The organism is Marivivens niveibacter, assembly GCF_002150005.2.
GTDB lineage: Bacteria > Pseudomonadota > Alphaproteobacteria > Rhodobacterales > Rhodobacteraceae > Marivivens > Marivivens niveibacter.
The window spans coordinates 481936-505386 of sequence record NZ_MSPP01000003.1 but is presented as its reverse complement, the minus strand read 5'-3'; the positions used below and the strand labels follow the sequence as shown (position 1 = coordinate 505386).

Here is a 23451-nt window from a genome sequence, read left to right as displayed (position 1 = left end):
GCGCCTAGCGCAGCACCAAGGGCTGCGCCATCCATTTACGGATGACATCTGTCATCGCGGTCGGCGCCTCGAGCGTTGGTAAATGACCAGCGCCGGGGATGACCGACAGTTCCGCATAGGGGATCAAAGACGCCATAAATCCGTGGCGTTTGACCGGAAAAATCGGATCATGTTCACCGCAAATCACCATGACTGGCATTTTCAGACGGCGCATCGTTGATTGCTGATCGCGCCGACGCTGCATCGCACGGGACTGACGGACATAGGCCTCTGCACCACCGGTTCGGGCCATTGTTTGCAATTTGGGGTAAACGGTTGCCCGCTGCGCTGCCCCCAAAGCCTCGGGTGGGATTTCTTTTGCAATCACATCGTCAAACCGCCCTGCCCGCGCACCAACAATCCGCAATTCGCGTTCTCCTGAATCTTGGGGCGTTTCAGGCAAAGGCGAGGTCGAGGACAACGCCAAACGCGTAATGCGTTCGGGCGCGCGGCGGGCCAGCTCCATCGCGATGATCCCGCCAAACCCATGTCCCATCAGCGCAAATTTCTGCGGCAAGGTCGGTAATAGGCCAGATGCGATTTCATCGACACGTTCACCCAACATCGTAGGCGCAACCATGACCGGCATTTCACGGCTAAGCGTTGTAATCTGCGGCAAAAACAACCGCATGTCCGACAGAATGCCGGGCAATAAAACCAATGGTTCAAACATATTTGTCCTGTAACCCGAAATTTGGGCCGATAGCTCGATTTAGCGCGTCTTTGGCACGCTTTTACGGCATCATGGCCTATCCATTCGCATAGGAAAAGTCTGTTTTACACCCGCTGCAAAATATCGCTAACCGCGTGTTCGATAACGGCCAAACAGGTGTCATCGGAAAACCGGTGATCCGCGCCTTTGACGACCGTTAGCTGAATGTCATTGCCCGCGGCATGGGCAAACAGACGTTCGGCAACGTCCTGTTTCACAACGTCGTCTGCGCTACCTTGCAGTATGCGAACAGGAAAATCGAACGCCAGCGGGCTGCGTAGGATCAAACGGTCGCGTCCGTCTTCGATCAGGCGGCGGGTAATGACATAGGGTTCGACATATTCGTTCGGGATTTCGATGCGGCCTTGGGTCATGACCTGATCTTTTTCCGCGTCCGAAAAACTGGCCCAATAGCCGTCTTCGGTGAAATCTGGAGCGCCTGCGATGGTGACTAGACCCGCAACCTTATCGGCACGTTCGCGGGACAGCAGCAGCGACACCCACCCGCCCATCGACGATCCGACAAGCAGGACCTTCCCATCGATCAGATCGATGGCTGCGCTGGCGTCTTCGAACCAGTCGCCGATACAGCCGTCTTCGAATTTGCCGTCGCTGATGCCGTGACCCGAATAGTCAAACCGCAGGAATCCGTGGCCCGTTTTTTTGGCCCATTCTTCTAACGCGATGGCTTTGGTGCCCTCCATATCGGATTTCAGACCACCACAGAACACGACAGTCGGCCCTTTGCCTGCGGTCAGGTTATAGGCGATGCGGCGATTTTGCGGCGTGGTCAGATATTCAGTCACTTTGAACCTCGTGTAGTCGATATGCGGCGATAGATCCGGCAATAGACATCACGATAAATACCCAAATGACAAGAGGCACACTGATCGTCGCGATCGCGGAACAAACCGCCCCTGCCCCCAACAGGAACAGGCCAACCACCGTATTGGAAACGGCTGTGAAATCGGCGCGGTCCTTTTCGTCGGCCATATCGACCAGATGGGTCGAACGGCCCTGACGCACACCATGATAGGCGATCATCAGGCCGAACAGCACCACGGGCATGGCCCAAACAGTGTCCGCGATGCCCAGCCATTCCAGACCCAGCGCAAGCCCCAACGCGATGGCCGCAGCGATCCCCGCAACGATCAAAACCTGACGCGATGATCGGTCGGAAAAACGTCCCCAGACATAGGACGACAAAAACGATGCAACCGCCGAGGCGAGGACCAACCCACCGATTTCTGCGACCTCTTGGGTGCCGTTGGCCGATAGCAGAACCAAATATGGCGGCGCCAACGCCGTCCCGACCATCAAACTCCGGGCGGTGACGAACCACCCAAGTTGCGGGCTGTTTTTCAATACGGCCCAAGGGTTCGGGATCATCGGGCGGTCGCCGGTGTCGCTATCCATTTCATTCAGGGACGCCATCGAAATCGACGCAACGATCCAGCCGATCACCGCGATCCCCAATGCGGACACGACCAAAGCAAACCGATCAAAACCATCCCAGATCAGCAGCAGCGCAAATATGATGACGACCGATGATGCCACAGTCGCTGCCGCGCCTGCGACGGTGCCACGACGGCTGGACCCAATGGTTTTGCCTAAGATGTCTTTGAAACTGACCGAACAGACCGACCGCGAAACTGCCAGCAGCGCGAGCAGCGCCAATATGGTCCACCCTGCCGCTGCGCCTGATAATGTCAGCGCGGCCAACACCATACCCGCTGCCGCAATCGCCTGCCCCGTCGCGCCCGCGACCCACGCCCATTTGCGGTGCCGCATCTGCGCGACATAGCCTGCGGTGAATAACTGCGGCAGCAGCGCGCCGGATTCGCGGATCGGGACCAACATCCCCGTAACGCCCGCGCCCGCCCCCAGATGGGTCAACAGCCAGCTAAGCACCAGTTTAGGGTCAACCAATCCGTCCGCGATTTTACTGGCGGTCAACGCACCCACATGGCGGAAAAAATTCGCGGGCTCTGCCTGATGTTCGGCATCAGACAACCCGCCCTTTTTGCTGCTGTCCGCAACCAATGCAATAAACGCGCGATCAACCAGTGTGGTCATGCCTGTGCCTTGTGAAACCTATAAAACAATAACTCGCATATAGCGCGGCAGTTTGGGTTGACACCACCGCCGCATCAGTTTCAAACAAAGCCCGAACATATTAACCCGCAACCGGGCGTTCCGTGGGCGCCAAACTGACGAGGAGACTGGCAAGATGAGCCAAATTTCCCTGACTTTCCCTGATGGCAATTCGCGTGACTACGACGCAGGCGTAACCCCTGCCGAAGTCGCTGCATCCATCGCAACTTCTCTAGCGAAAAAAGCAATCTCTGCGACCGTGAATGGCGCGCATTGGGATATGCAGTGGCCGATCAATGAAGACGCCAGAATCGCCATCAACACCATGCAGGACGATGAACCTGCGCTGGAACTGATCCGCCACGATCTGGCGCACATCATGGCCCGCGCTGTTCAGGAAATCTGGCCCGACGTCAAAGTCACCATCGGCCCTGTTCGTGACAACGGCTGGTTCTACGATTTCGACCGCCAAGAGCCATTCACCCCCGAAGATCTGGGCCAAATCGAAGCGAAGATGAAAGAAATCATCAACGCCCGCGACGCGGTGAAAACCGAAATCTGGTCCCGCGCCGATGCGATCAAATATTATGAGGACAATAACGAACCTTATAAAATCGAACTGGTGAACCGCATCCCCGAAGACGAAGACCTGCGCATGTACTGGCACGGTGACTGGCAGGATCTGTGCCGCGGCCCGCACCTTCAGCACACCGGTCAGGTCCCTGCGGACGGTTTCAAACTGACCCACGTGGCTGGCGCGTATTTCCTTGGCGACAGCTCGCGCCCGATGCTGCAGCGTATCTACGGCGTTGCGTTCAAAAACCGCAAAGACCTGAAAGCATGGGAAACCATGATGGAAGAAGCGGCCAAACGCGATCACCGCAAACTGGGCCGCGAAATGGACCTGTTCCACATGCAAGAAGAGGCCCCTGGCCAAATCTTCTGGCACCCGAACGGCTGGAAAATCTACACCACGCTGCAGGACTATATGCGCCGCATGCAAGAGGTAGACGGTTACGTCGAAGTAAACACTCCGCAGGTTGTTGACCGCAAACTGTGGGAAAAATCGGGTCACTGGGACAACTATCAGGAAAACATGTTCATCGTCGAAGTCGACGAAGAGCATGCCCGCGAAAAAGCGATCAACGCGCTGAAGCCGATGAACTGCCCGTGCCACGTGCAGGTGTTCAACTCGGGCCTGAAATCCTATCGTGATCTGCCGCTGCGTATGGCTGAATTCGGGTCCTGTGCCCGTTACGAACCATCGGGCGCGCTGCACGGCATCATGCGCGTGCGCGGATTCACCCAAGACGACGCGCATATTTTCTGCACCGATGATCAGATCGAAGCGGAAACCAAGAAATTCATCGAATTCTTGGCGAAAATCTATGCTGACCTTGGGTTCCACAACTGGACCATCAAACTATCGACCCGTCCTGAAAAACGCATCGGCTCCGAAGAAAGCTGGGACCGCGTTGAAAAGGCATTGGGCGACGCGTGTAACGCTGCTGGATACGAATACGAAATCCAAGAAGGCGAAGGCGCATTCTATGGTCCAAAGCTGGAATTCACGCTGACCGACGCGATCGGCCGTCAGTGGCAATGCGGCACCTTGCAGGTTGACCCCAACCTGCCTGAACGCCTGTCCGCAACCTACATCGGCGCAGATGGCGACAAACACCGCCCTGTTATGCTGCACCGCGCGGTTCTGGGATCGTTTGAACGTTTCATCGGCATCCTGATCGAAGAACACGCAGGCAAACTGCCGTTCTGGCTGGCACCGCGTCAGGTAGTTGTGGCGTCCATCGTGTCAGAAGCGGATGGTTACGTAGACGAAGTCGTTGCAGCCCTACGCGCCGTTGGCGTCCGCGCCGAGGCGGATAAACGCAACGAAAAGATCAACTACAAGGTCCGCGAACACTCGCTGGGCAAGGTGCCTGTCATTCTGGCCATCGGCGCCCGCGAGGTCGAGGAACGTACCGTTTCCGCCCGACGTTTGGGTGAAAACCGCACCTCGACCATTAGCTTGGATGACATCGTCGCCCAGCTAAAGGACGAAGCCCAAGCGCCAGACCTGAAATAAAATTTTAAAGGCCCGCTGTTAAAAGTGGGCCTTTTCTTCATCTGGCTTGCCCGCAGCCAACGCCAGAACACCGGCCAGCCCGACCATTCCGATCGGGAACATCGTGGCAAAGCCAAAACCGAACGCGGCATACATCATGCCTGCCGACACCAGCATCAAAATCCCGCCAACCAACGCGCGATGCACCGCCATTGCGCCGCCCGCGATTGCCAGAATAGGGCCTAGGAAACTGGCGATTTTGATGAATTCAGGGTTCGTTACCGCACCAAAAAATTCAGCAACTTCGCGATGGTTTTCTGTCAGCGTGATATAACCAAAACTGAAAAACCCGACGATCATCCCGATGATCCCGCCGATAATACCCAAAGTTTTTGCCGCGTTTCGCATGGCGCCCTCCTGTCGTTCAGGCATCACCTAATAACGATCACGGCGGATTCCAACAAACATGATGCGGGGAAAATTGGGCGAAATATCCCGTCTGGAAATGTTACAGCCCGCAATTTCACACTGATCAGTTGAAACAAAACCGACCAAATAACGGATTTCGCAGGCGCAGAAACTGAAACATTGACGTATCGAAACGTGCAATTTCGCAGATAGATCAGGCCGCCCAAATCACGAAACCTCACGCGTCTGTTAACAACGATCCTGTGAATGGATCAATGACCCGACCTGAATTTAACCTGTTGGTGCCGAAGCCAAGATCGGCAGAAAACAAATTTTATCAGAGGGTTAACTCATGTCCAAAGTTTCGAAATCCGTCGTTATCGCATCTGCTGTTGCAACCGCGCTGACCGGCATCGCCCATCAGGCAGCCGCGCAGGAAATGGAAAAATGTTATGGCGTTGCGCTGGCAGGTGAAAACGATTGCGCCGCTGGTCCAGGCACGACCTGCGCAGGCACATCCACCGTCGATTACCAAGGCAACGCATGGAGCCTGGTTCCAGCTGGCACCTGTGAAACCATGGAAGTCGGCATGATGGACGGCGATATGAAACGCATGGGTTCGCTTATGCCGCTAGAGCGCGACATGGCCAGCTAATGACGGTTGCGCGTCTGAAAAGGCGCGCATCTGCCTAACCGAAAGGAAATCCCATGTCCCTGCCCGCAGCCCCCGGTGTTGGTTACAAACCCCAACATTTCACCGATCTGATGTCTCATCCTTCTCCTGTTCGTTGGATCGAAATTCACGCCGAAAACTACATGGGTGACGGCGGTCGCCCCTTGGCGCAATTGCGGGCGCTGGCCGAACGGTTTCCGATTTCGGTCCATGGCGTCGCCCTATCGCTGGGCGCCGCTGCTCCACTAGACAAAGATCATTTGCAGCGGTTACGCAAATTGCTGGACTGGCTGCAACCCGCCCAATTTTCCGAACATCTGGCATGGTCCACGCATGACGATCTATTTTTAAACGATCTGTTGCCCCTGCCCTATACTGCGCAAACCCTGAACCATGTCATCGACCACATTGATCAGGCCCAAGAGGCATTAGGCCGCCCGCTGTTGATGGAAAATCCATCCAGTTATTTAAGCTTTGACGCTTCTGACATGTCAGAGCCAGAGTTTATCAGCGAGATCGCGCGTCGCACGGGCTGCGGCCTGTTGTTGGATGTGAACAACGTCTTTGTTTCGGCCAATAACCTTGGGTTTTCACCGCGCGACTATATTGACGAATACCCAACGGAACACGTCCGCGAAATCCATGTCGCTGGTCACGCCCATGACCACGATGATGCGGGCAACCCTTTGCTGATCGACAGCCATGGCGCCCCGACGTCCGAACCTGTCTGGGAATTGCTGGACTACACGCTGCGCCAAACAGGGGCACAGCCCATTTTGGTCGAATGGGATAACGAAATTCCTGACTGGGCAACCTTGCGCGCCGAAGCGGTTCGCGCAGAACAGGCGTTGATGATCGATGCATAGCGAATTTGTCACCGCCGCCCTAAACCCAGATCAGCCACCCGTAGGTATTCCCGACCAATCAGGACGGTTTAACGTTTACCGCAACAATATCGTCGTCGGCCTAATTGACGCGCTGGCCACAGGGTTTCCAGCCGTTCAACGCATTGTCGGCATCCCGTTTTTCCGCGCAATGGCTGGGGCCTTTGTCCGCATTCATCTGCCGAAATCACCAATCATGATGGAATACGGCGTTGAATTTCCGCAATTTCTGCGCAGGTTTCAGCCCGTTGCGCATTTGCCGTATCTGCCCGATGTCGCGCTGATCGAACTTATGCAGCGGCGCGCCTATCACGCTGCAGATGCACAACCTGTTACGATGGATCAGGTGATCAACCTTCACAGTCTTAAAATCCAGCTTGCTCCAGCAGTGCATGTGGTCAGATCAGAGTACCCAATCGTTGATATCTGGCGCAAAAATACAGGCGCACCGGATCAGGTGATCGGACGCACTGCACAGAATGCACTGATTAGCAGGCCACAGTTCGATCCAATGGTTGATCCAATCAGTTCCCAGCAAATCGACATGATCGACCCAATGGCCGCGGGCAAACCGTTGGGGGTTTTGATGGCTGGCGACGCGACCGATCTACCCGATTTGCTACGCCTATTGATTTCCCGAAACGCAATTACAGGCCTGTCACATGACCATATATGACCCTATTAATCGCATCGCTGCGCCCAGCATTGGCACATTGGCGCGGTTGGTATTTGCTGCGACGCTTGCCCCCTATTTTTGGGCCTCTGCTATGACCAAAGTCGGCGCACCTTTGGGGCCATTCACGCCCAGCGCAGGTGCCTATTTTCAGATATTCCCACGCTTGATCGAACAGGCAGGCTATGACCCCAGCGCTTTGGGCATCGTTCCGACGTTTATCGTCATTGCGGGAACATTGGCCGAATTTGTATTGCCCGCGCTTATCATTATCGGCGCTGCGACGCGCCCAGCTGCGATTGGCATGATTGTTTTTATTATCGTGCAAAGCCTGACCGACATAGTCGGCCACGGCATTGATGCAGCAACGTTAGGTGCCTTGTTTGACCGTATGCCGGACGGGATCATCCTAGATCAGCGCCTGATGTGGGTATTTGTCCTGTTCAGTTTGGCCCTGACCGGTGCAGGGCCAATTTCGGTCGATCGTTGGTTCAGCCGGGCAAAAGCGCCGATTTGGTTGCTGCGGTCCAACCCTGATAAAACTGCCCGTCTTTGATAATGACAGGACGCTTCATCGCGGTGGGGTGTTCTGCGATCAATTCAGCAGGCGATTTTGCCTTGTCCACGTCGGACAAATTACGCCATGTGGACGAGGCTTTGTTCACCGATTTATCGCCAAATACGGCAACAATGTCTGCAATATCCTGATCGTTTAATCCATCTGCGCGGATATCTACGACGTCAAATTCATACCCAGCGCCTGCCAGTTCTTTGATCGTTTTGCGACAGGTATCGCAGGTTTTCAGGGAATAGACCTTCATGATGCCTCCTTTTTTGGCATTTGTCGCAGAAATTGGCCGCAGGGCAAGGTTGTGATTTGGATTTTAGGGAATCGTGCTAACGTTTGCCTAACAGGTATCGGGATCGCAGTGATTTTGGCTGGGGCTTGCAAACCTGCATCGGCCTCAACGCGGGCCAAGACGTAGAAGGAGTTTTCAAGATGCCGACAGGCACCGTAAAATGGTTTAACACCACCAAAGGCTACGGCTTTATCGCACCTGATACCGGCGGTAGCGACGTTTTCGTTCACATTTCAGCAGTCGAACAGGCCGGCATGACAGGGCTAGCCGACAATCAAAAAATTTCTTTTGAACTAATCGAAGGCCGCGACGGCCGCAAAATGGCAGGCAATTTAGCCAAAGGCGACTGATCTTAGGTCAGTAGCCCACGCCATTTACCACCAGATTGGAAACCGCGGAGGATCTTATCACTCGCGGTTTTTGCAGCATCTTTGTCGCTATCCCCTGCAGATTTTAACGTTTCTGACAAAACAGGTTCATGGATCATCGTCAGATCCACAGGATGCCCCATGCTGAAATCTTTGAATTTCGGCTCTATGTTTTCTTCAAACGAAAGCGTGGTGATGTTGGTATGCCGTTTATCCAGACAAATCCGTTCGTATGTCCGCTGAACGAATAACGCCTCGCCCTCTAGCACTTGCCAGAACTGTCCTTCATCGAACAACAACATGCCCGTCAGGCCATTGACCTCGTTTCGGCGTTTGGCGTTATCCAGAATATGGACAACGTCATCAGCGTTTAGATCTGCATTAGCGATGCTGACATAAATCAGCCTGACGATACTTCCCAAAGAATCCTCCTGTGCGCCCGCGCTGCGCGGGTCCGTGTTGGAGGAGGTAACGGTCATGCCTAGCCGCAATTTAGGCGGAAACGCTGCGGCTACCGTTAAGTATAGCAGCAAAAGCTAAAAGCTCCAAACCGACCTCTCGATTTGGAGCTTTTCTTAATCGTTTCGCAGACTTATCCGTTCAGGACAGATTGGAATTCCCGCCATTCCCCGGCGCTCATTCCGCTGCTTTCTTGGGTGACCTCTTCGCCTTTTAGCATTTGGCGGATGCATTCCAGCGCCTTGCCCGACAGGTTTGCGCCGCCCATCCGGTAATCTTCAAACGCTTGGTATGCCGCTGGCACCCAATCGGCGACCACTTTGCAAATCTCGTCTGCGTAAACGCGGATTTCGTACTGCGCGTGGCTGTCCGCGCGTAGGCGCAGGAAGTGGAACAAGTTGTGCAGGTCCACTTTCCAATACCACTGGGTATAGATGTTTGCAGGCAGGTTCATACGCGCCAATTCACGCGCCAGACCTTGCTGGCCATCTTGGCTGATCATTTCTTCGTAATGGTCATATGCCCGCGCAGCGTCGGTTTTCAGGTATTCCAGAACGCGCGCGGCCTCTTCACCTTGCAGCACTTCACCGCGGCCTTGGTTATTCACGACGGACTGAGCCGCCAGAACCTCGGGTTCGGGGATATAGAATTCGCGGTCCATGATCGAATAACGCGCCGAATATTCGTTCACGTTAGCCGTGCGGTGACGAATCCACTGACGCGCAACAAACACAGGCAGTTTCACATGCAGTTTGATTTCGCACATCTCAAACGGGGTCGAATGCCAGTGGCGCATCAGGTAACGGATCAAGCCCGCATCATTCTGAACCGATTTTGTACCCTTACCATAGGACACGCGCGCAGCCTGACAGATCGCGGCATCATCGCCCATGTAGTCAATGACGCGCACAAACCCGTGGTCCAGAACCGGCTTCACTTCGTACAGATGTTTTTCCATGCCCTCGGACACGGCACGCAATGTTTGGCGTGGGGTCGCACGAAGCTCTGCAATCTCGGCTTCTTGTTCGGGCGTTACGGGCATCTGCATCTCCTGTTGGACTCGTTTCGCGGGGACTATATACGCCATCGCGGCCGTGGACAGCCCCAGATTTTGCCTTCGCCGCCTCGTGGCGCAATTACGACAAATTGCTAATGCCGCTATACCAATAGTTGACACACCCACGCAGACGTTGGATTTTCACCCCAACAAAGAGCAGTCAAAGAGCAGGGTTATTTCATGTACCGGTACGCCGCCGCATCCATTGTTTTTGCTATGCTGGCAGGATGCCAAGGCGAAAACCCGCTGTATTTCAACGATCCCGAGGAGGTTGTAGAAGAAACAACCGAAGAGACCGTTGAAGAGACCGCGATTGATCTAAGCGATCTGGAAAACAACCTTACCACTGCGGTTTATGATCCAGACACCGAAACGCTCTATGTCGATATGTATGCGCTGGATCGGGTTGGGAATGATTACCCTCTGGTCGAATACAACCGCGCTGCGGATCTGGATGTGCCTGGTTACTATGCCTTCAACTACCAGGATGATCCGCTCGACCGGTATTTTATCGCCTATGTCGCTCAAACACCTGACGGTACCGCACAAGGCACAATCGTTGCGGATGGCGGCCAATTTACCGAATATTTTGGTGGCACCCAAATGTTCGCGCGGCAGGAATATAGTGCAGGACCTGAGGTCGGATTGGTGAGCTACGCTGGCGATTATGTCGGAATTACCAATTTGACGTATTATGGCGATGAACTTTTGGTGGTACCCGCCCCTTACAATAGCGACGAATATGCATCGCTATGGCCAACTCAGCCAATCATTGTCGAAGGAGAGGCATTCATAAATGTCGATTTTGGCGACAACGCAATCAACGGCGCAATCGTCAATCGTCAATTTACGTTAATGAGCGGCTACCCCGAAGACGCCTTTGAAGGCACAACTTACGGGGTGAATGACCTGATCTTGCAGCCGGGCACCGTCGACGAAAGTGGCCAGTTTACAGGGACCGTCGTTGGACAAGTTATTCAAGAGGTTGGGACCGACCCAATCACAGTCGAAAGCTACGAAGTCGGCGAAGGCACATACGGGGGCGTTCTTGCCGGTGATGGCGCGACTGGTATGGCTGGCGGGTTGTTCGTCTCAAACCATATTGATCCAATCGATGGAAGAGAGATCGAATTAGAGGAAGAATACGGCATCTTTGTACTGACCCAGTGCGGATTGCCCGATGATGCCGCGATTTGTGACATCGTGAACCCGTAAATCACAGCTATGTTCAAATCTGTTTTAACCTGTGCGGCCTCTTTTTGGCTGATGACTTCTGCGCCTATTCACGCGCAGCAACTGATGCAACTCGATTTCCAATCCGCCCGAAACATCGCGGCCCAAGCTGTGCGTGTAGGTGATACGCAAGTTGCCATTGATATTGCAACGCAACTGCTGCGCGCCAACCCTGACGACACCGAAGCGCACGCCATTCTTGCCAGCTCTCTTTTGAAATCGGGCGACACCAAAGCCGCCTACCGCGCCGCCCGATTGGGATACCGAACCGCGACGGAAAATACACAGCATCTGGCCCTGGCACGGATTGCATCCATCGCTGCGTTTCAAAATGGTCGCCTGACTGCCAGCCAATTGTGGCTGCGTCGCGCGGCAATTCACGCCCCTACGCCGCAGACCGAGGCGCAGATCGCGCAAGACTATAGACGCATCGCCCAGCAAAACCCGCTGCGACTGCAGTTTGATCTGTCATTTTCCCAATCAGACAATGTGAACGGCGGGTCGGAAAGCGAATACAACATCATCGACGGATTGACGGCGATTGGTACACTTAGCCCTGATGCGCAGGCCTTATCAGGGTTTCGGGTTGGATATGCAGTGACCGCCAAATACCGCGTTGCGCAAACATCAGACACGCTGTTTGAACTAAACGGTCATGTCGATGGTACGTCAGTATTCCTATCGAACGAGGCGAAAGAAGCCTCTCCTGACAGTGAAAACAGCGACTTTTCGTCAGCGCGGGTCACGTTGGGGGCGACCTACCGCCAAAATATCGGCGACGTCAGCACATCATGGCAGTTCAAGACGGGCCGCCGATTTGCGGCGGGCGATCCATATTACGATTTTGCACAATATGGCGGCGGATTGGATTGGCGATCCGACAATGGGTTCGGTGTTGGCCTAGACGCGAGCCGTGAAAACCGGTTTGGCCGCAATGACAGCGATTGGTCCGATGAAGTCACGTCATACGCGGTTAGCTTGCACAAACGGTTTTCAGACGGCCCGCTAGCGGGTCGGGGGCGGCTCACGTTTTCGCAATCGGAAACCGAAAGCTCCAACTCGAACCGTAATGGCGACGTTCGTGGCATTTCGATGAACTATAGCTTTGCCAATCGTGTTGGCCCCGCTCAGATTACAGCGCAGTTGGGACGCAGCTGGGCAGACTACCCTGACTATACAATCATTGTGCCTGTCCCGGGTGGGCGCAGCGACGATACAACCTTTGCGTCGATTGATTTCACGTTCCCTGACCAATCCTTTGCTGGGTTTGCACCTGTCCTAACGGTCACAGGCCAATGGACAGAAAGCAACGTCAGCCGCTTTGATCGGTCGGCCTCGGGTATCGAATTCGGGCTACGGTCGACTTTCTGATCGAATAGGCTGGCAGATCGCTCGAAAACTTCTACCATTCGGTCAGAAACGAAAGGGGGCGATCATGCCAATCCGTTATTTACACACAATGGTCCGCGTCAAAGATTTGGACGCCACCATGAACTTTTTCAAACTTTTGGGCCTCAACGAAACGCGCCGTATCGATAATGACGCCGGTCGATTTTCGTTGGTATTCATGGCCCCAGAAGGCCAAGAAGAATGCCCTGTTGAACTGACTTATAATTGGGACGGCGACGAAGGTTTGCCATCCGATAGTCGCCATTTCGGCCATTTGGCCTACCGCGTCCCAAATATCTACGACATGTGCCAAAAATTGATGGACGCTGGCGTGACGATCAATCGCCCACCGCGCGACGGGCACATGGCCTTTGTTCGTTCACCCGACAACGTATCGATCGAACTGCTGCAAGAGGGCGATGCCCTGCCCCCCGCAGAACCATGGGCCAGCATGGAAAACACTGGACACTGGTAAAAACAAAGGCTGCGACCAATTCGGTCGCAGCCCGTTTTTTAATAAATGTATCGGATTTGGTTCGCCCAATATCGTTCGATCCGTCGCAAGGTCGTCGCGATATGGTCGATGCCATCCAGATCAACGACACTGCGGTCTTGCAAACCTTGGGCATGGGCCATGAATAGGTTCGACACGATATCGCGGATCTTGCGGCCTTTTTCGGTCAGGCGCACGCGGACGGAACGACGATCCACATGACAGCGTTCATGATGCATGAACCCCATTTCGACCAGTTTTTTCAGGTTATAACTGACGTTCGATCCCTGATAGTACCCACGCGATTTCAATTCGCCTGCGGTGACTTCGTTGTCACCCACATTGAATAACAACAGCGCCTGAACAGAGTTCAGCTCTAGGATACCCAGCCGTTCGAATTCATCTTTGATCACATCGAGCAACAGTCGATGCAATCGTTCGACCATAGTCAATGAATCCAGATAGCTGGACATAAATGCGGCATTCTGCGCGGGTTTGGTGGAGGTTTCCTTCTGGACCCCGAGTTCGGACATTAGGCTCATGCCATTGGCTCCTCTTCGGTCATCTGGGACTATGTGTAGCGTCCCAGACCCGAAGAAAACGTTAATAGCATCAGCCTAAATCAAACTTTCTTAGTTTGGAGCCGTTAGGCCCTTTGCGCCCGATGCGATTTTCGCCACCAGCGCGCTGAATTCAGCCGGGGCGGTATCCTGCCCGCTGATCCAGCGGTACAGGTCCAGATCGGCTTCGTCCATGAAGGTTTCGTAGTGATCCAGTTCGGCGTCCGTCATGCCCTGCAATTCGCGGTTGGCGAAATCCGACAGGATCAGGTCCATTTCTTTGATCCCGCGGCGCATAGACCGCATGGCCAAACGTTTGATACGGACGTCTCTGGGTTCTTGCATCACTATTCCTTCAGGGCCGCGCGAAGCCTTTTTTCCAACTGTCCCAGACGTTCCGCATTGCGGGTCATCTGCACGCGCAGGTCTCGGACTTCGGATAGCAGGTTCAGCACGTCGGGGGCAATATCTGCATTTTCAGAAGGCTCTGTTGGACCTTCGCCATCGCCGGTCAACAGCCAAGTCATAGATACGCCCAACAGACCGCTGACCATCGACAGTTTATTGGCACGCGGTTCCGTCAGATCGTTTTCCCACGCCTTGAGCGTTTTCAATTTGATGCCCAGCTTTGCAGCCAATTCTTTTTGGGTCATCGACGCGGCATCGCGCGCACCAGCCAGTCGGTCGCCGAATGTGGCTTGATCGTCGCTGTACCAGTTTTCTTCGATCGATTGATCCATCGTAATCTCCTTGCTGCTTGAACAGGTTCTAGGCCCACCTTATGACACATCCGTCCAATTAGACCATCGGAGGCGGCATGTCCGTTCTATCAACGACACTTTCACGCGTGAAACCATCGCCGACCATGACGATGACAGCAATCGCCCAAGACCTAAAGGCCCAAGGCCGCGACATTATTGGTCTGTCTGCGGGCGAGCCTGATTTTGACACGCCGCAGAACATCAAAGACGCTGGTATCCGCGCCATCACCGAAGGCAAAACCCGTTACACGGCGGTCGACGGCATCCCCGAATTGAAACAGGCGATCTGCGCCAAGTTCAAACGCGACAATGATCTGACCTACACGGTAGACCAGATCAGCGTCGCATCCGGCGGCAAGCAGGTATTGTACAACGCATTTATGGCGACCCTGAATGCCGGCGACGAGGTGATCATCCCCGCCCCCTATTGGGTGTCTTACCCTGATATGGTCCTGCTGGGCGGCGGCGCGCCTGTGGTGGTTGAAACGTCCATGGACAACGGTTTCAAAATCACCGCCGAACAGCTGGAAAACGCGATCACGCCAAAAACCAAATGGTTCTTGTTCAACTCTCCGTCCAACCCATCGGGCGCGGGATATACATGGGACGAACTAAAGGCGCTGACCGATGTGTTGATGCGTCATCCGCATGTCTACGTGATGACCGACGACATGTATGAACATCTGGTGTTTGACGATTTCGAATTCTGCACCCCCGCGCAGGTCGAACCCGAATTGTATGATCGCACCCTAACCGTGAACGGCGTGTCCAAAGCCTATGCCATGACGGGCTGGCGCATCGGCTACGCAGGCGGACCCGAAGAAATCATCAAAGGCATGCGCAAGGTTCAGTCGCAGTCCACGTCGAACCCTTGCACCATTAGCCAATGGGCTGCGGTCGAGGCGTTGAACGGCACCCAAGATTACATTGATCCAAACAAGGCGCTGTTCCAAAAACGCCGCGATTTGGTCGTGGCGATGCTGAACGATGCCGACGGCATCACCTGCCCGACGCCCGAAGGCGCGTTCTACGTCTACCCAGATATCTCGGCCTGTATCGGCAAAACCAGCGCGGGCGGAAAAACTATCACCAACGACGAAGATTTCGCCATCGCCCTGCTAGAAGAAACAGGTGTTGCCGTTGTTTTTGGTGCGGCATTTGGGCTTTCGCCTAACTTTAGGGTCAGCTACGCTACATCAGAAAGCGAACTCACCGATGCCTGCACACGCATTCAAACATTCTGCGCAGGCCTGAAGTAAACAGGACCGTCTATGACCGAATTACCTGAATTCTATTTCCGCATCCGCGAAAATGGTGCTGTGGTTTTTCGTGTTGATACTGAAAATCGACAGCGGCGGATCGAAATGAACCAGATCGCTGTCGTGAACGTCAAAAACGGCGAAATCAAACCGCATGGCGGTCGTGAACTGCTGCCTGACGAATTCGAAGAGATCAAAACCTGGTTGGAAAATCGTATCGCTTTGTTGGCCAAGCGCGATATCGATGACATCCACCGCGCGGTTGATTACATGAACATCACCACGCAATGGGTCCAATCCAAAGCAACCGACGAACAGCTAGAGGATGTCACCGACGCCCTATTGCTGGCGATGCATGACCTTCGGTCTGTTTTGGTTCGGAAAAAAGCGGACCGGATGTTAGCCAATCAAAAGTCAGAAGACTAAGCGCCGATTTTCACGCCTTTGGTCCAGAAACGGGTCATCAGTGTCAATGCTGCCATCGCCAATCCGACAACCAATCCCAGCCATAGACCGCTGGCACCCCATCCGATTACAAAGGCAAAGACATAGCTGGCTGGTAGGCCGATGATCCAATAGCTGATCGTTGCCAACCACATCGGAACCGTGGTGTCGTGAACACCGCGCAATAGCGAAACGGCCACAATTTGCCCCGCATCCACGAATTGAAACAGCGTCGCATAGACCAATAGGGTTGCGCCGACAGCAATCACAGCATCGCGTTCAGGGTCGTTCACGTCCACGAATAGACCGACCAGGAAATCGGGTACGGATAAGAACGTTATGATCACCAAAACGCCAAATGACAACGCGATGGTAATCGACGCCCAAGCCGTCCGGCGCAGCTCTAGTTCATCTTTGCGACCATAGGCGCCGCCCGCTCGGATGGTTGCGGCCTGACTCATCCCAACGTGGAACATAAACGCCAAGGCCGCCAATTGCAGCGCGATACCGTGGCCAGCCAATTCAATTTCGCCGATCCAGCCCATCATCACGGCGGATGCCGAAAACAGACCGCCTTCGGCCACTGAGGTCAAACCAATGGGGATCCCCATGCGCAGCACTTGTAAAAATGCCTCCCAATCGGGTTTCCAAATCCGTTGATACAGATGGATTTCGGGCATTTTCGCGTGGGCATAAATACCCAAAACCAGCATGGTGCCACCCTCAACGATAATGGACGCAACCGCCGCGCCACGAATGCCCATCTCAGGCAGGCCCAGATTGCCAAAAATCAATGTGTAATTCAGCACGGCGTTTACAACGACACCGCCCAAGGTCACCAGCAACAGAACAGCTGTGTATTGCAGCGCCGACAAGTAACTACGCAGCACCATCGTCAACAATGCGGGCGCAGTCCCAAAGGCCGCGATACGCAAATATAGCTGCGCCTCGGCGCTAATGATCTCCTCTTGTCCGATCATGCGGAACAAAGGTCCAGACCACCAGAACAACGGCATTACCAGCGCGAAATACAAAATCGATAGCCAAAACGCCATTCGCGTCACACGGCGCGCGCGGGTTTCATCCCCTGCCGCATGGGCAGAGGCCACCAGCGGAACAACCGCAAAACCAAAACCTGCGCCCAGCATAAACACGACGAACCATGCAGAAGTCGCCAATGTAACCGCCGCCAAGGCGGTCACATCGTACCATCCCAACATCATCGTGTCGGTCATGTGGATCAGGAACCCTGCGACACTGCTACCGACCAGCGGCAGGCCTAATTTGATCAGGGGCAGCATATCGCCGCGTATGGTCATCTTGTTGTTCATACTTTGGCCAATACCTGCGAATTGATTTTCTGTCTATATGATCAAATTTTTATCACGTCTGGACAGCGACTTTAGTTACAACCATCATCGCCTACGCGACACAGAACACATGGGCAAAGTCAGGTTTGCGAAATGATTGATAAGCTTGAAATGTTCATAGCTCTTTCGCGTATCCGCCATTTTGGCCGCGCCGCCGAAGAATTGGGTATAACCCAGCCCTCGCTTTCAGCAGGCATCAAACAACTTGAATCTCAATTGGGCGTCCAACTTGTGAACCGCGGCTCTCGCTTTGGCGGATTAACGACCGAAGGCGAACGCGCTTTGGAATGGGCACTGCGCATCGTCGGCGACACGCGCACATTCAAACAAGAAATGCGTAGCTCTAAAAAAGGGTTAAGCGGCGAAATCAAACTGGCCGTCATCCCTACGGCCTTGCCTATGGTCGCGGACCTGACTGAAAAGTTTTATGCAAAACATCCGAACGTCAGATTTTCAATTTTGTCTCAATCATCTGCGGGAATGCAGGCGATGATGGACAATCTACAAATTGACGCTGGGATCACATATTTGGATCACGCACCGTTGGGGCGGGTCAAAACTGTGCCCCTATTCGACGAAGATTATGCAGTGATCTGCCACAAAGATGCGCCACTTGCCCAGAATGCCACGATCCAATGGGCCGAATTGGCGCAGGAAAATCTATGCCTTCTGACACCTAACATGCAAAATCGGCAGATCATTGATCAAATGTTGATTGCCGCTGGCGTCACGCCGACCCCAACCGTGCAAAGCAATTCAACAGTGGTCTTGGCGTCTCATGTGGAAACGGGACGATGGGTCACGGTGTTGCCCACGCATATGGCCGAATTTTTAACAACAGGCCGCCCCATCGTTCAGATCGCCCTAAAAGGATCGCAAACACAGCGGGTCGGACTGATTGTTCCTGATCGTGACCCGCTACCACCACTTACAAACGCGTTGTTAGGGTTAGCCCATAGTTTTTGAAACGCTCAACCATGTGATCAACAATAGGACCTTCGAAAACTTTGCCCGACAAGGTCATAAAAGCACAGCCAACTTTGCCTTTGCCGATGCCGGAAATAATGACATTCGCGTTCAGCTGATCACGCGACATAGCAACATAGACCATCGCTTTGCGTAGTTTGTCTTCGGTCACTAATTTTAAAACGTGATCATTACATTCGACCACGCGCAAACCCAAAACGGTATCCCCAACCTTTGGCGGACGCGCTTGCATGTTTACTTCTATATTGTTTTCAAAACTACGGGACGCTTTCCCCCCCAGCAGTCGGCTAAAAAAGTTCCGGAAACGAAGCAGGCGCCTAAGCTGACGGGATGAAACCGATGCCGCAATCGACCAAACTTGAAACGCGGTCATGGGACCTGGCAATTGTGACCCCAATACCGCTAACATGCATAGATCCTTTTCATCAGCGACAAGCATGTCTTCTGTCGGATGAAAGTGTTCGTGCCTATGTTTTAACAAATGTTGGTCTTTGGGGTCCAATTTTTGCCTCCGGCTCCTCCGAAATTACGTTTCCCACCCCCTGTCCACAAGGTTATCCACAGCATTGAAAAAATCAATCCAGAGATTGCCCCTAACGCTGCGTTGCGCCACAATATAGGCCAAACAAGACAGAGCAGCACATATGTCCGACGATCTTCTTTCCGGCGCAGAGCCAACCGATTACGATGCTTCCTCGATCGAGGTGCTAGAGGGCCTAGAACCCGTTCGCAAACGCCCAGGCATGTATATCGGCGGCACCGACGAACGCGCGCTGCACCACATGGTGGCGGAGATCCTCGACAACTCGATGGACGAAGCCGTCGCAGGCCACGCCAACCGGATCGAAGTTGAACTGCACGAAGACCTGTCCATTTCCGTGCGCGATAACGGTCGCGGTATGCCAGTGGATCCGCACCCCAAATTTCCCGACAAATCCGCGCTAGAGGTTATCCTGACCGTGCTGCACGCGGGTGGTAAATTTTCGAACAAAGCCTATTCGACCTCGGGCGGTTTGAACGGCGTGGGTTCGTCCGTTGTGAACGCGCTGTCGGATTCGATGGTCGTGCAGGTGGCCCGCAACAAAGAGCTGTACGAACAACGTTTTTCGCGTGGCAAACCGCTGGGCCCGATCGAGGTGATTGGCGCGGCCCCGAACCGCCGCGGCACAACCGTGACATTCCACGCTGACCCCGAAATTTTCGGATCCCAAAAACTGAAACCCGCGCGCCTGTTCAAAATGGTGCGGTCCAAAGCGTATCTGTTTTCTGGCGTTGAAATCCGCTGGAAATCAGCCATCGATGACGGCGAAACTCCGACCCAAGCGTCGTTCCATTTCCCCAACGGTCTGGCGGATTTCTTGAACGAAACGCTCAAAGACGTCAGCGTTTATTCCGAAAAACCATTCGCTGGCAAAGTCAGCTTTGAAGAAAAATTCGGCGTGCCTGGGTCGGTCGAATGGGCGATCAACTGGACGCCGATGCGCGACGGGTCGATCCTGTCCTACACCAACACCGTTCCCACCCCCGAAGGCGGCACGCATGAAACGGGTTTCTGGGCCGCGATCCTAAAAGGCATCCGCGCCTACGGCGAATTGGTGAACAACAAAAAAGCGTCGCAAATCACCCGCGATGACCTGATCACAGGCGGCGTTGCGCTGCTGTCGATCTTTGTCCGCGAACCGTCCTTTGTTGGCCAGACCAAAGACCGCCTCTCCACCGAAGAAGCGACCAAGTGGGTCGAAAATTCGGTCCGTGACCATTTCGACAACTGGCTGGCGGCTGACACGAAATCCGCGGGCGCGATTCTGGATTTCCTCGTCCTGCGCGCCGAAGAACGCCTGCGCCGCCGTCAGGAAAAAGAAACGCAGCGCAAGTCGGCGACGAAGAAACTGCGTCTGCCCGGTAAATTGGTGGACTGTTCTGCGTCCAACCGCGCGGGCACCGAATTGTTCATCGTCGAGGGCGACTCGGCGGGCGGATCGGCGAAAATGGCGCGCGACCGTAAAACGCAGGCGCTGTTGCCGCTGCGCGGTAAAATCCTGAACGTGTTGGGCGCGGCGTCCAGCAAATTGGGATCGAACCAAGAAATCAACGATCTGGCCCAAGCCTTGGGCGTGGGTCTGGGCGCGAAATTCAAAATCGATGATCTGCGCTATGACAAAATCATCATCATGACCGATGCGGACGTCGATGGGGCGCACATCGCGTCGCTACTGATGACGTTCTTTTTCACGCAGATGCGCCCTCTGATCGATCAGGGCCACTTGTATCTGGCCTGCCCGCCCCTGTTCCGCGTCACCCAAGGCGCGAAACGCGTCTATTGTCTGGATGAGGCGGAAAAGAACGCGGTGCTGGAAAAAGGTCTGGGCGGCAAAGGCCGCATGGATGTGTCCCGATTCAAAGGTCTGGGCGAAATGGACGCCAAAGACCTAAAAGAAACCACCATGGACCCCGAATCCCGCAAACTGATCCGCGTGACGATTGACGAGGACGAACCCGGCGAAACCGGAGATCTGGTCGAACGCCTAATGGGCAAAAAACCAGAGCTACGGTTCCAGTACATCCAAGAGAACGCGAAATTTGTTGAAGAGTTGGATGTTTAAGGAAATTTGAGTGACGATTCCCAGTTATCAGGAAGTGATGCTCCCTTTGTTGAAGTTAATCAACGAAGGGAGGACAACAGTTAAAGAGTGTATTCCGATCATTGCTGATCAGTTCGAGCTTTCCGAAATGGAAAGACAAGAGCTCATCCCCAGCGGAACTCAAACAGTGATAGCTAATCGCATTCATTGGGCACGAACCTACCTAGGAAAAGCAGGAGCGTTGGAGTCCGTCAAACGTGGCCATCACAAAATTACTGATGTGGGAAAAGAGATACTTGCTCAGAAACCAACCGAAATTTCGAATGAAACATTGAAACAATTTGGCAATTTAAGCACTTGGATAGCTGATAGCTATCAATCTCCAAACGGAGAAGTCAGAGACAACGGGCATGCTTTAAACGAGCCAACTTCGTTAACGCCAGAACAGCAGATTGAAGAGACCTTCAAGCTCTATCAAAGGACTCTCAAAGACGAAGTCTTAGAGGCCTTGTATCAAGTCACTCCGTCACGTTTTGAACATTTGATTGTTACGCTACTTAACGCGATGGGATTTGGCTCTGGAAAGCTTTCTAGATCAGAGGTGACAAGCCTAAGCCGTGATGGTGGAATTGACGGAATTATTAATGAGGATGCTTTGGGCTTGGATGCTGTGTATATTCAGGCCAAACGCTATGGCCCCGATAACAAAGTATCCCGCCCCGATATACAAAGGTTTGTTGGTTCACTGACAGGTGAAAGCGCAACCAAGGGTGTGTTTGTCACAACTTCTGACTTCTCCAGAGAAGCCCGCGAATACATCCATCGCGTTCAGCAAAGGGTTGTCCTGATTAACGGTGACGAACTCGCAAAATTGCTTATTCAACACAACGTTGGCGTAACGACCATCAGCAATTTTGCGCTGAAGTCTATTGATGAGAGCTTTTTTAGTGACGACTAATTAGCATCTCACCCGCGCCCTCTGGACGGCGGCGTCTCCGTCAAAGGTGCCGTCGGCGACTTTGCAGCCTGTGACGGTCTCTATCGCGTAGATCGAATCTGCGGCCACGCTGATCAGGTTTGGGCGCCAATCGGGGCCGGTGCGGACGGATTCGATCCGGTTATCTTTTTGGTAGATGGTGTAGGTGCTGCCGTTCACGTCGATAGACGTGCCTTGGGCGCCCATGAATGCCACGGTGGGGCCTGAACAGGCGGTCAGGCACAGCAGGATCAAAACAATCACATATCTCATGTCCTGAGCGTCTCAGAACTTGGTTAGCGAATGGTTAAACGGCTATTTGTAATGTTCGCGGCGGTCGCTGAATTGCCGCACGCGTTTGCGCCACGCAGTATAGCTGCTCCGTTTTAGGGATGTGCGCATCAGGTCTTTGACCTGTTTTTCCGACAGGCCAAATTCGGTTTCAATATCGGCAAAGCTAACGTGATCGGACAGCGCCATTTCGATGATCGCGCTGCGGTCGGCTTGGGTCAGTGTGTCGGTCATGGCGTCCTTTCTGGTGTAATCCGCTAGATAGGACGCGCATGGCCAAAGGCACGTTATTCCTGAATGCTGTGCAGGTAATTCGCCAGCGCGAACAGCTCTGCCGGGATCGGGGTGCGGCCCACCATGATCGTTTCGCCCAGATCACCGTCGCCAAATTCGGGCATCGGGTTGTCGTCGCCGCGGTGCAGGCCGTCGATCGTGCTCATGACCGCATCGTGGTCAAACACGCCGCCGTTGCGAGCCGCGATTTTTGTCAGGTCGGGAATGGATTTGCCCAAAGCAGCGGCCATTTCGGCGTCGCCTTTGGCGTCTGCCCCGTGGCAGGACGCACAGTTTTCGGCGAATAACGCCGCACCGTCCACGGGCTTTTGTTCTACGCAGGCCGCTAGGGCCAGAGTGGCTAACACGATCGTTGCGCGCATGACTGCTCTCCTATCATTGGGATGATATTCCCACCCTGCCGTGCGTAGGTCCAGTTGAAAAATTTACAGACCATTGGGATAGGCGCGAATGTCGATGGGGTAGATCCGCTAATTTGCGCCTAACACCGCGTATCCGTTCGGTCGTTAACTCAGCCGTTAGC

Annotated in this window: 29 protein-coding genes; 14 read left to right on the top strand and 15 right to left on the bottom strand. The window is 54.0% G+C overall.

Features of this window, described 5'->3' with window-relative positions:
* Nucleotides 1–4: 4 nt before the first annotated feature.
* From BVC71_RS11300 to BVC71_RS11290, 3 genes are all read right to left on the bottom strand, one after another.
* Nucleotides 5–712, bottom strand: coding sequence for an alpha/beta fold hydrolase (locus BVC71_RS11300; RefSeq protein ID WP_086451752.1), 708 nt, complete (start codon nucleotides 710–712; stop codon nucleotides 5–7).
* A 104-nt stretch (nucleotides 713–816) separates the two neighbouring features.
* On the bottom strand, nucleotides 817–1557 hold the full coding sequence (locus BVC71_RS11295; RefSeq protein ID WP_086451751.1) for an alpha/beta hydrolase: 741 nt from the start codon (nucleotides 1555–1557) through the stop codon (nucleotides 817–819).
* Nucleotides 1550–2827, bottom strand: a complete 1278-nt coding sequence (locus BVC71_RS11290; RefSeq protein ID WP_240516838.1) for an MFS transporter — start codon at nucleotides 2825–2827, stop codon at nucleotides 1550–1552. The genes BVC71_RS11295 and BVC71_RS11290 overlap by 8 nt, the downstream gene beginning before the upstream one ends.
* Nucleotides 2828–2981: 154 nt before the next feature.
* Between BVC71_RS11290 and thrS the strand changes: the two genes are divergently transcribed.
* Nucleotides 2982–4928: a threonine--tRNA ligase gene (gene thrS, locus BVC71_RS11285; protein WP_086451750.1), complete on the top strand. Its 1947-nt coding sequence runs from the start codon at nucleotides 2982–2984 to the stop codon at nucleotides 4926–4928.
* Between the two features lie 18 nt (nucleotides 4929–4946).
* Here the strand turns inward: thrS and BVC71_RS11280 are convergent, their stop codons facing one another.
* Nucleotides 4947–5315, bottom strand: a complete 369-nt coding sequence (locus BVC71_RS11280) for a hypothetical protein (RefSeq protein WP_086451850.1) — start codon at nucleotides 5313–5315, stop codon at nucleotides 4947–4949.
* 352 nt (nucleotides 5316–5667) lie between these two features.
* On the opposite strand from BVC71_RS11280, the gene BVC71_RS11270 reads away from it, so the two are divergent.
* Genes BVC71_RS11270 through BVC71_RS11255 form a run of 4 tightly spaced genes read left to right on the top strand, consistent with a single transcriptional unit; the run spans nucleotide 5668 to nucleotide 8101 of the window.
* On the top strand, nucleotides 5668–5970 hold the full coding sequence (locus tag BVC71_RS11270; RefSeq protein ID WP_086451748.1) for a BufA1 family periplasmic bufferin-type metallophore: 303 nt from the start codon (nucleotides 5668–5670) through the stop codon (nucleotides 5968–5970).
* Nucleotides 5971–6023: 53 nt separating this feature from the next.
* Nucleotides 6024–6854 (top strand): MNIO family bufferin maturase, encoded by an 831-nt coding sequence (gene bufB, locus BVC71_RS11265; RefSeq protein WP_086451747.1) that lies wholly within the window; start codon nucleotides 6024–6026, stop codon nucleotides 6852–6854.
* Nucleotides 6847–7548, top strand: coding sequence for an HvfC/BufC N-terminal domain-containing protein (locus BVC71_RS11260; RefSeq protein ID WP_086451746.1), 702 nt, complete (start codon nucleotides 6847–6849; stop codon nucleotides 7546–7548). The genes bufB and BVC71_RS11260 overlap by 8 nt, the downstream gene beginning before the upstream one ends.
* On the top strand, nucleotides 7535–8101 hold the full coding sequence (locus BVC71_RS11255; protein WP_086451745.1) for a DoxX family protein: 567 nt from the start codon (nucleotides 7535–7537) through the stop codon (nucleotides 8099–8101). The genes BVC71_RS11260 and BVC71_RS11255 overlap by 14 nt, the downstream gene beginning before the upstream one ends.
* Here BVC71_RS11255 and BVC71_RS11250 read toward each other — a convergent pair.
* A complete protein-coding gene (locus BVC71_RS11250) occupies nucleotides 8037–8366 on the bottom strand; it encodes an arsenate reductase family protein (protein ID WP_086451744.1) in 330 nt (109 codons plus the stop codon). The genes BVC71_RS11255 and BVC71_RS11250 overlap by 65 nt on opposite strands.
* Nucleotides 8367–8545: 179 nt before the next feature.
* Here BVC71_RS11250 and BVC71_RS11245 point away from each other — a divergent pair, with 179 nt between their 5' ends.
* Nucleotides 8546–8755, top strand: a complete 210-nt coding sequence (locus tag BVC71_RS11245; protein ID WP_086451849.1) for a cold-shock protein — start codon at nucleotides 8546–8548, stop codon at nucleotides 8753–8755.
* 2 nt (nucleotides 8756–8757) lie between these two features.
* Here the strand turns inward: BVC71_RS11245 and BVC71_RS11240 are convergent, their stop codons facing one another.
* Together BVC71_RS11240 and thyX are read right to left on the bottom strand one after the other, a co-directional pair.
* Entirely contained in the window at nucleotides 8758–9252 is a 495-nt protein-coding gene (locus tag BVC71_RS11240) for a BLUF domain-containing protein (protein ID WP_086451743.1), read from the bottom strand.
* A gap of 113 nt (nucleotides 9253–9365) precedes the next feature.
* Complete coding sequence (thyX, locus tag BVC71_RS11235; protein WP_086451848.1) at nucleotides 9366–10274, bottom strand: FAD-dependent thymidylate synthase; 909 nt, start codon at nucleotides 10272–10274, stop codon at nucleotides 9366–9368.
* Between the two features lie 195 nt (nucleotides 10275–10469).
* Between thyX and BVC71_RS11230 the strand changes: the two genes are divergently transcribed.
* From BVC71_RS11230 to BVC71_RS11220, 3 genes are all read left to right on the top strand, one after another.
* Nucleotides 10470–11504 carry a hypothetical protein gene (locus BVC71_RS11230; RefSeq protein WP_086451742.1) on the top strand — a complete coding sequence of 345 codons (1035 nt, stop codon included), beginning with the start codon at nucleotides 10470–10472 and terminating at the stop codon, nucleotides 11502–11504.
* 84 nt (nucleotides 11505–11588) lie between these two features.
* Nucleotides 11589–12893 (top strand): tetratricopeptide repeat protein, encoded by a 1305-nt coding sequence (locus BVC71_RS11225; protein WP_133064525.1) that lies wholly within the window; start codon nucleotides 11589–11591, stop codon nucleotides 12891–12893.
* 64 nt (nucleotides 12894–12957) lie between these two features.
* Entirely contained in the window at nucleotides 12958–13386 is a 429-nt protein-coding gene (locus tag BVC71_RS11220; RefSeq protein WP_086451740.1) for a VOC family protein, read from the top strand.
* Nucleotides 13387–13424: 38 nt separating this feature from the next.
* On the opposite strand, the gene BVC71_RS11215 is transcribed toward BVC71_RS11220, so the two are convergent.
* The 3 genes from BVC71_RS11215 to BVC71_RS11205 all read right to left on the bottom strand — a co-directional run bounded on the left by BVC71_RS11215 (nucleotide 13425) and on the right by BVC71_RS11205 (nucleotide 14704).
* Nucleotides 13425–13937 (bottom strand): MarR family winged helix-turn-helix transcriptional regulator, encoded by a 513-nt coding sequence (locus tag BVC71_RS11215; RefSeq protein ID WP_240516841.1) that lies wholly within the window; start codon nucleotides 13935–13937, stop codon nucleotides 13425–13427.
* A gap of 99 nt (nucleotides 13938–14036) precedes the next feature.
* The gene (locus tag BVC71_RS11210) at nucleotides 14037–14309 is read right to left on the bottom strand and encodes a succinate dehydrogenase assembly factor 2 (RefSeq protein ID WP_086451739.1); all 273 of its coding nucleotides are present in this window, start codon (nucleotides 14307–14309) and stop codon (nucleotides 14037–14039) included.
* A 2-nt stretch (nucleotides 14310–14311) separates the two neighbouring features.
* Nucleotides 14312–14704: a helix-turn-helix domain-containing protein gene (locus tag BVC71_RS11205; RefSeq protein WP_086451738.1), complete on the bottom strand. Its 393-nt coding sequence runs from the start codon at nucleotides 14702–14704 to the stop codon at nucleotides 14312–14314.
* Between the two features lie 77 nt (nucleotides 14705–14781).
* Between BVC71_RS11205 and BVC71_RS11200 the strand changes: the two genes are divergently transcribed.
* Nucleotides 14782–15984 (top strand): pyridoxal phosphate-dependent aminotransferase, encoded by a 1203-nt coding sequence (locus tag BVC71_RS11200; protein ID WP_086451737.1) that lies wholly within the window; start codon nucleotides 14782–14784, stop codon nucleotides 15982–15984.
* Between the two features lie 12 nt (nucleotides 15985–15996).
* Nucleotides 15997–16410 (top strand): hypothetical protein, encoded by a 414-nt coding sequence (locus tag BVC71_RS11195; RefSeq protein WP_086451736.1) that lies wholly within the window; start codon nucleotides 15997–15999, stop codon nucleotides 16408–16410.
* Here BVC71_RS11195 and BVC71_RS11190 read toward each other — a convergent pair.
* Nucleotides 16407–17759, bottom strand: a complete 1353-nt coding sequence (locus BVC71_RS11190; RefSeq protein ID WP_086451735.1) for an MATE family efflux transporter — start codon at nucleotides 17757–17759, stop codon at nucleotides 16407–16409. The genes BVC71_RS11195 and BVC71_RS11190 overlap by 4 nt on opposite strands.
* 132 nt (nucleotides 17760–17891) lie before the next feature.
* Between BVC71_RS11190 and BVC71_RS11185 the strand changes: the two genes are divergently transcribed.
* Nucleotides 17892–18764, top strand: a complete 873-nt coding sequence (locus tag BVC71_RS11185) for a LysR family transcriptional regulator (protein WP_086451734.1) — start codon at nucleotides 17892–17894, stop codon at nucleotides 18762–18764.
* Here the strand turns inward: BVC71_RS11185 and BVC71_RS15560 are convergent.
* Entirely contained in the window at nucleotides 18727–19017 is a 291-nt protein-coding gene (locus BVC71_RS15560) for a hypothetical protein (RefSeq protein ID WP_240516837.1), read from the bottom strand. The genes BVC71_RS11185 and BVC71_RS15560 overlap by 38 nt on opposite strands.
* Nucleotides 19018–19429: 412 nt before the next feature.
* Between BVC71_RS15560 and parE the strand changes: the two genes are divergently transcribed.
* Both parE and BVC71_RS11170 read left to right on the top strand, forming a co-directional pair.
* Entirely contained in the window at nucleotides 19430–21388 is a 1959-nt protein-coding gene (gene parE / locus BVC71_RS11175; protein WP_086451732.1) for a DNA topoisomerase IV subunit B, read from the top strand.
* A 10-nt stretch (nucleotides 21389–21398) separates the two neighbouring features.
* Nucleotides 21399–22325 carry a restriction endonuclease gene (locus tag BVC71_RS11170; protein ID WP_133064524.1) on the top strand — a complete coding sequence of 309 codons (927 nt, stop codon included), beginning with the start codon at nucleotides 21399–21401 and terminating at the stop codon, nucleotides 22323–22325.
* On the opposite strand, the gene BVC71_RS11165 is transcribed toward BVC71_RS11170, so the two are convergent.
* From BVC71_RS11165 to BVC71_RS11155, 3 genes are read right to left on the bottom strand one after another with little or no spacing between them, the layout of a single operon-like run.
* Complete coding sequence (locus tag BVC71_RS11165) at nucleotides 22326–22616, bottom strand: hypothetical protein (RefSeq protein WP_086451730.1); 291 nt, start codon at nucleotides 22614–22616, stop codon at nucleotides 22326–22328.
* Between the two features lie 42 nt (nucleotides 22617–22658).
* Nucleotides 22659–22868, bottom strand: a complete 210-nt coding sequence (locus BVC71_RS11160) for a TIGR03643 family protein (RefSeq protein WP_086451729.1) — start codon at nucleotides 22866–22868, stop codon at nucleotides 22659–22661.
* Between the two features lie 53 nt (nucleotides 22869–22921).
* Nucleotides 22922–23290 carry a c-type cytochrome gene (locus BVC71_RS11155; RefSeq protein ID WP_086451728.1) on the bottom strand — a complete coding sequence of 123 codons (369 nt, stop codon included), beginning with the start codon at nucleotides 23288–23290 and terminating at the stop codon, nucleotides 22922–22924.
* Nucleotides 23291–23451 lie beyond the last annotated feature (161 nt).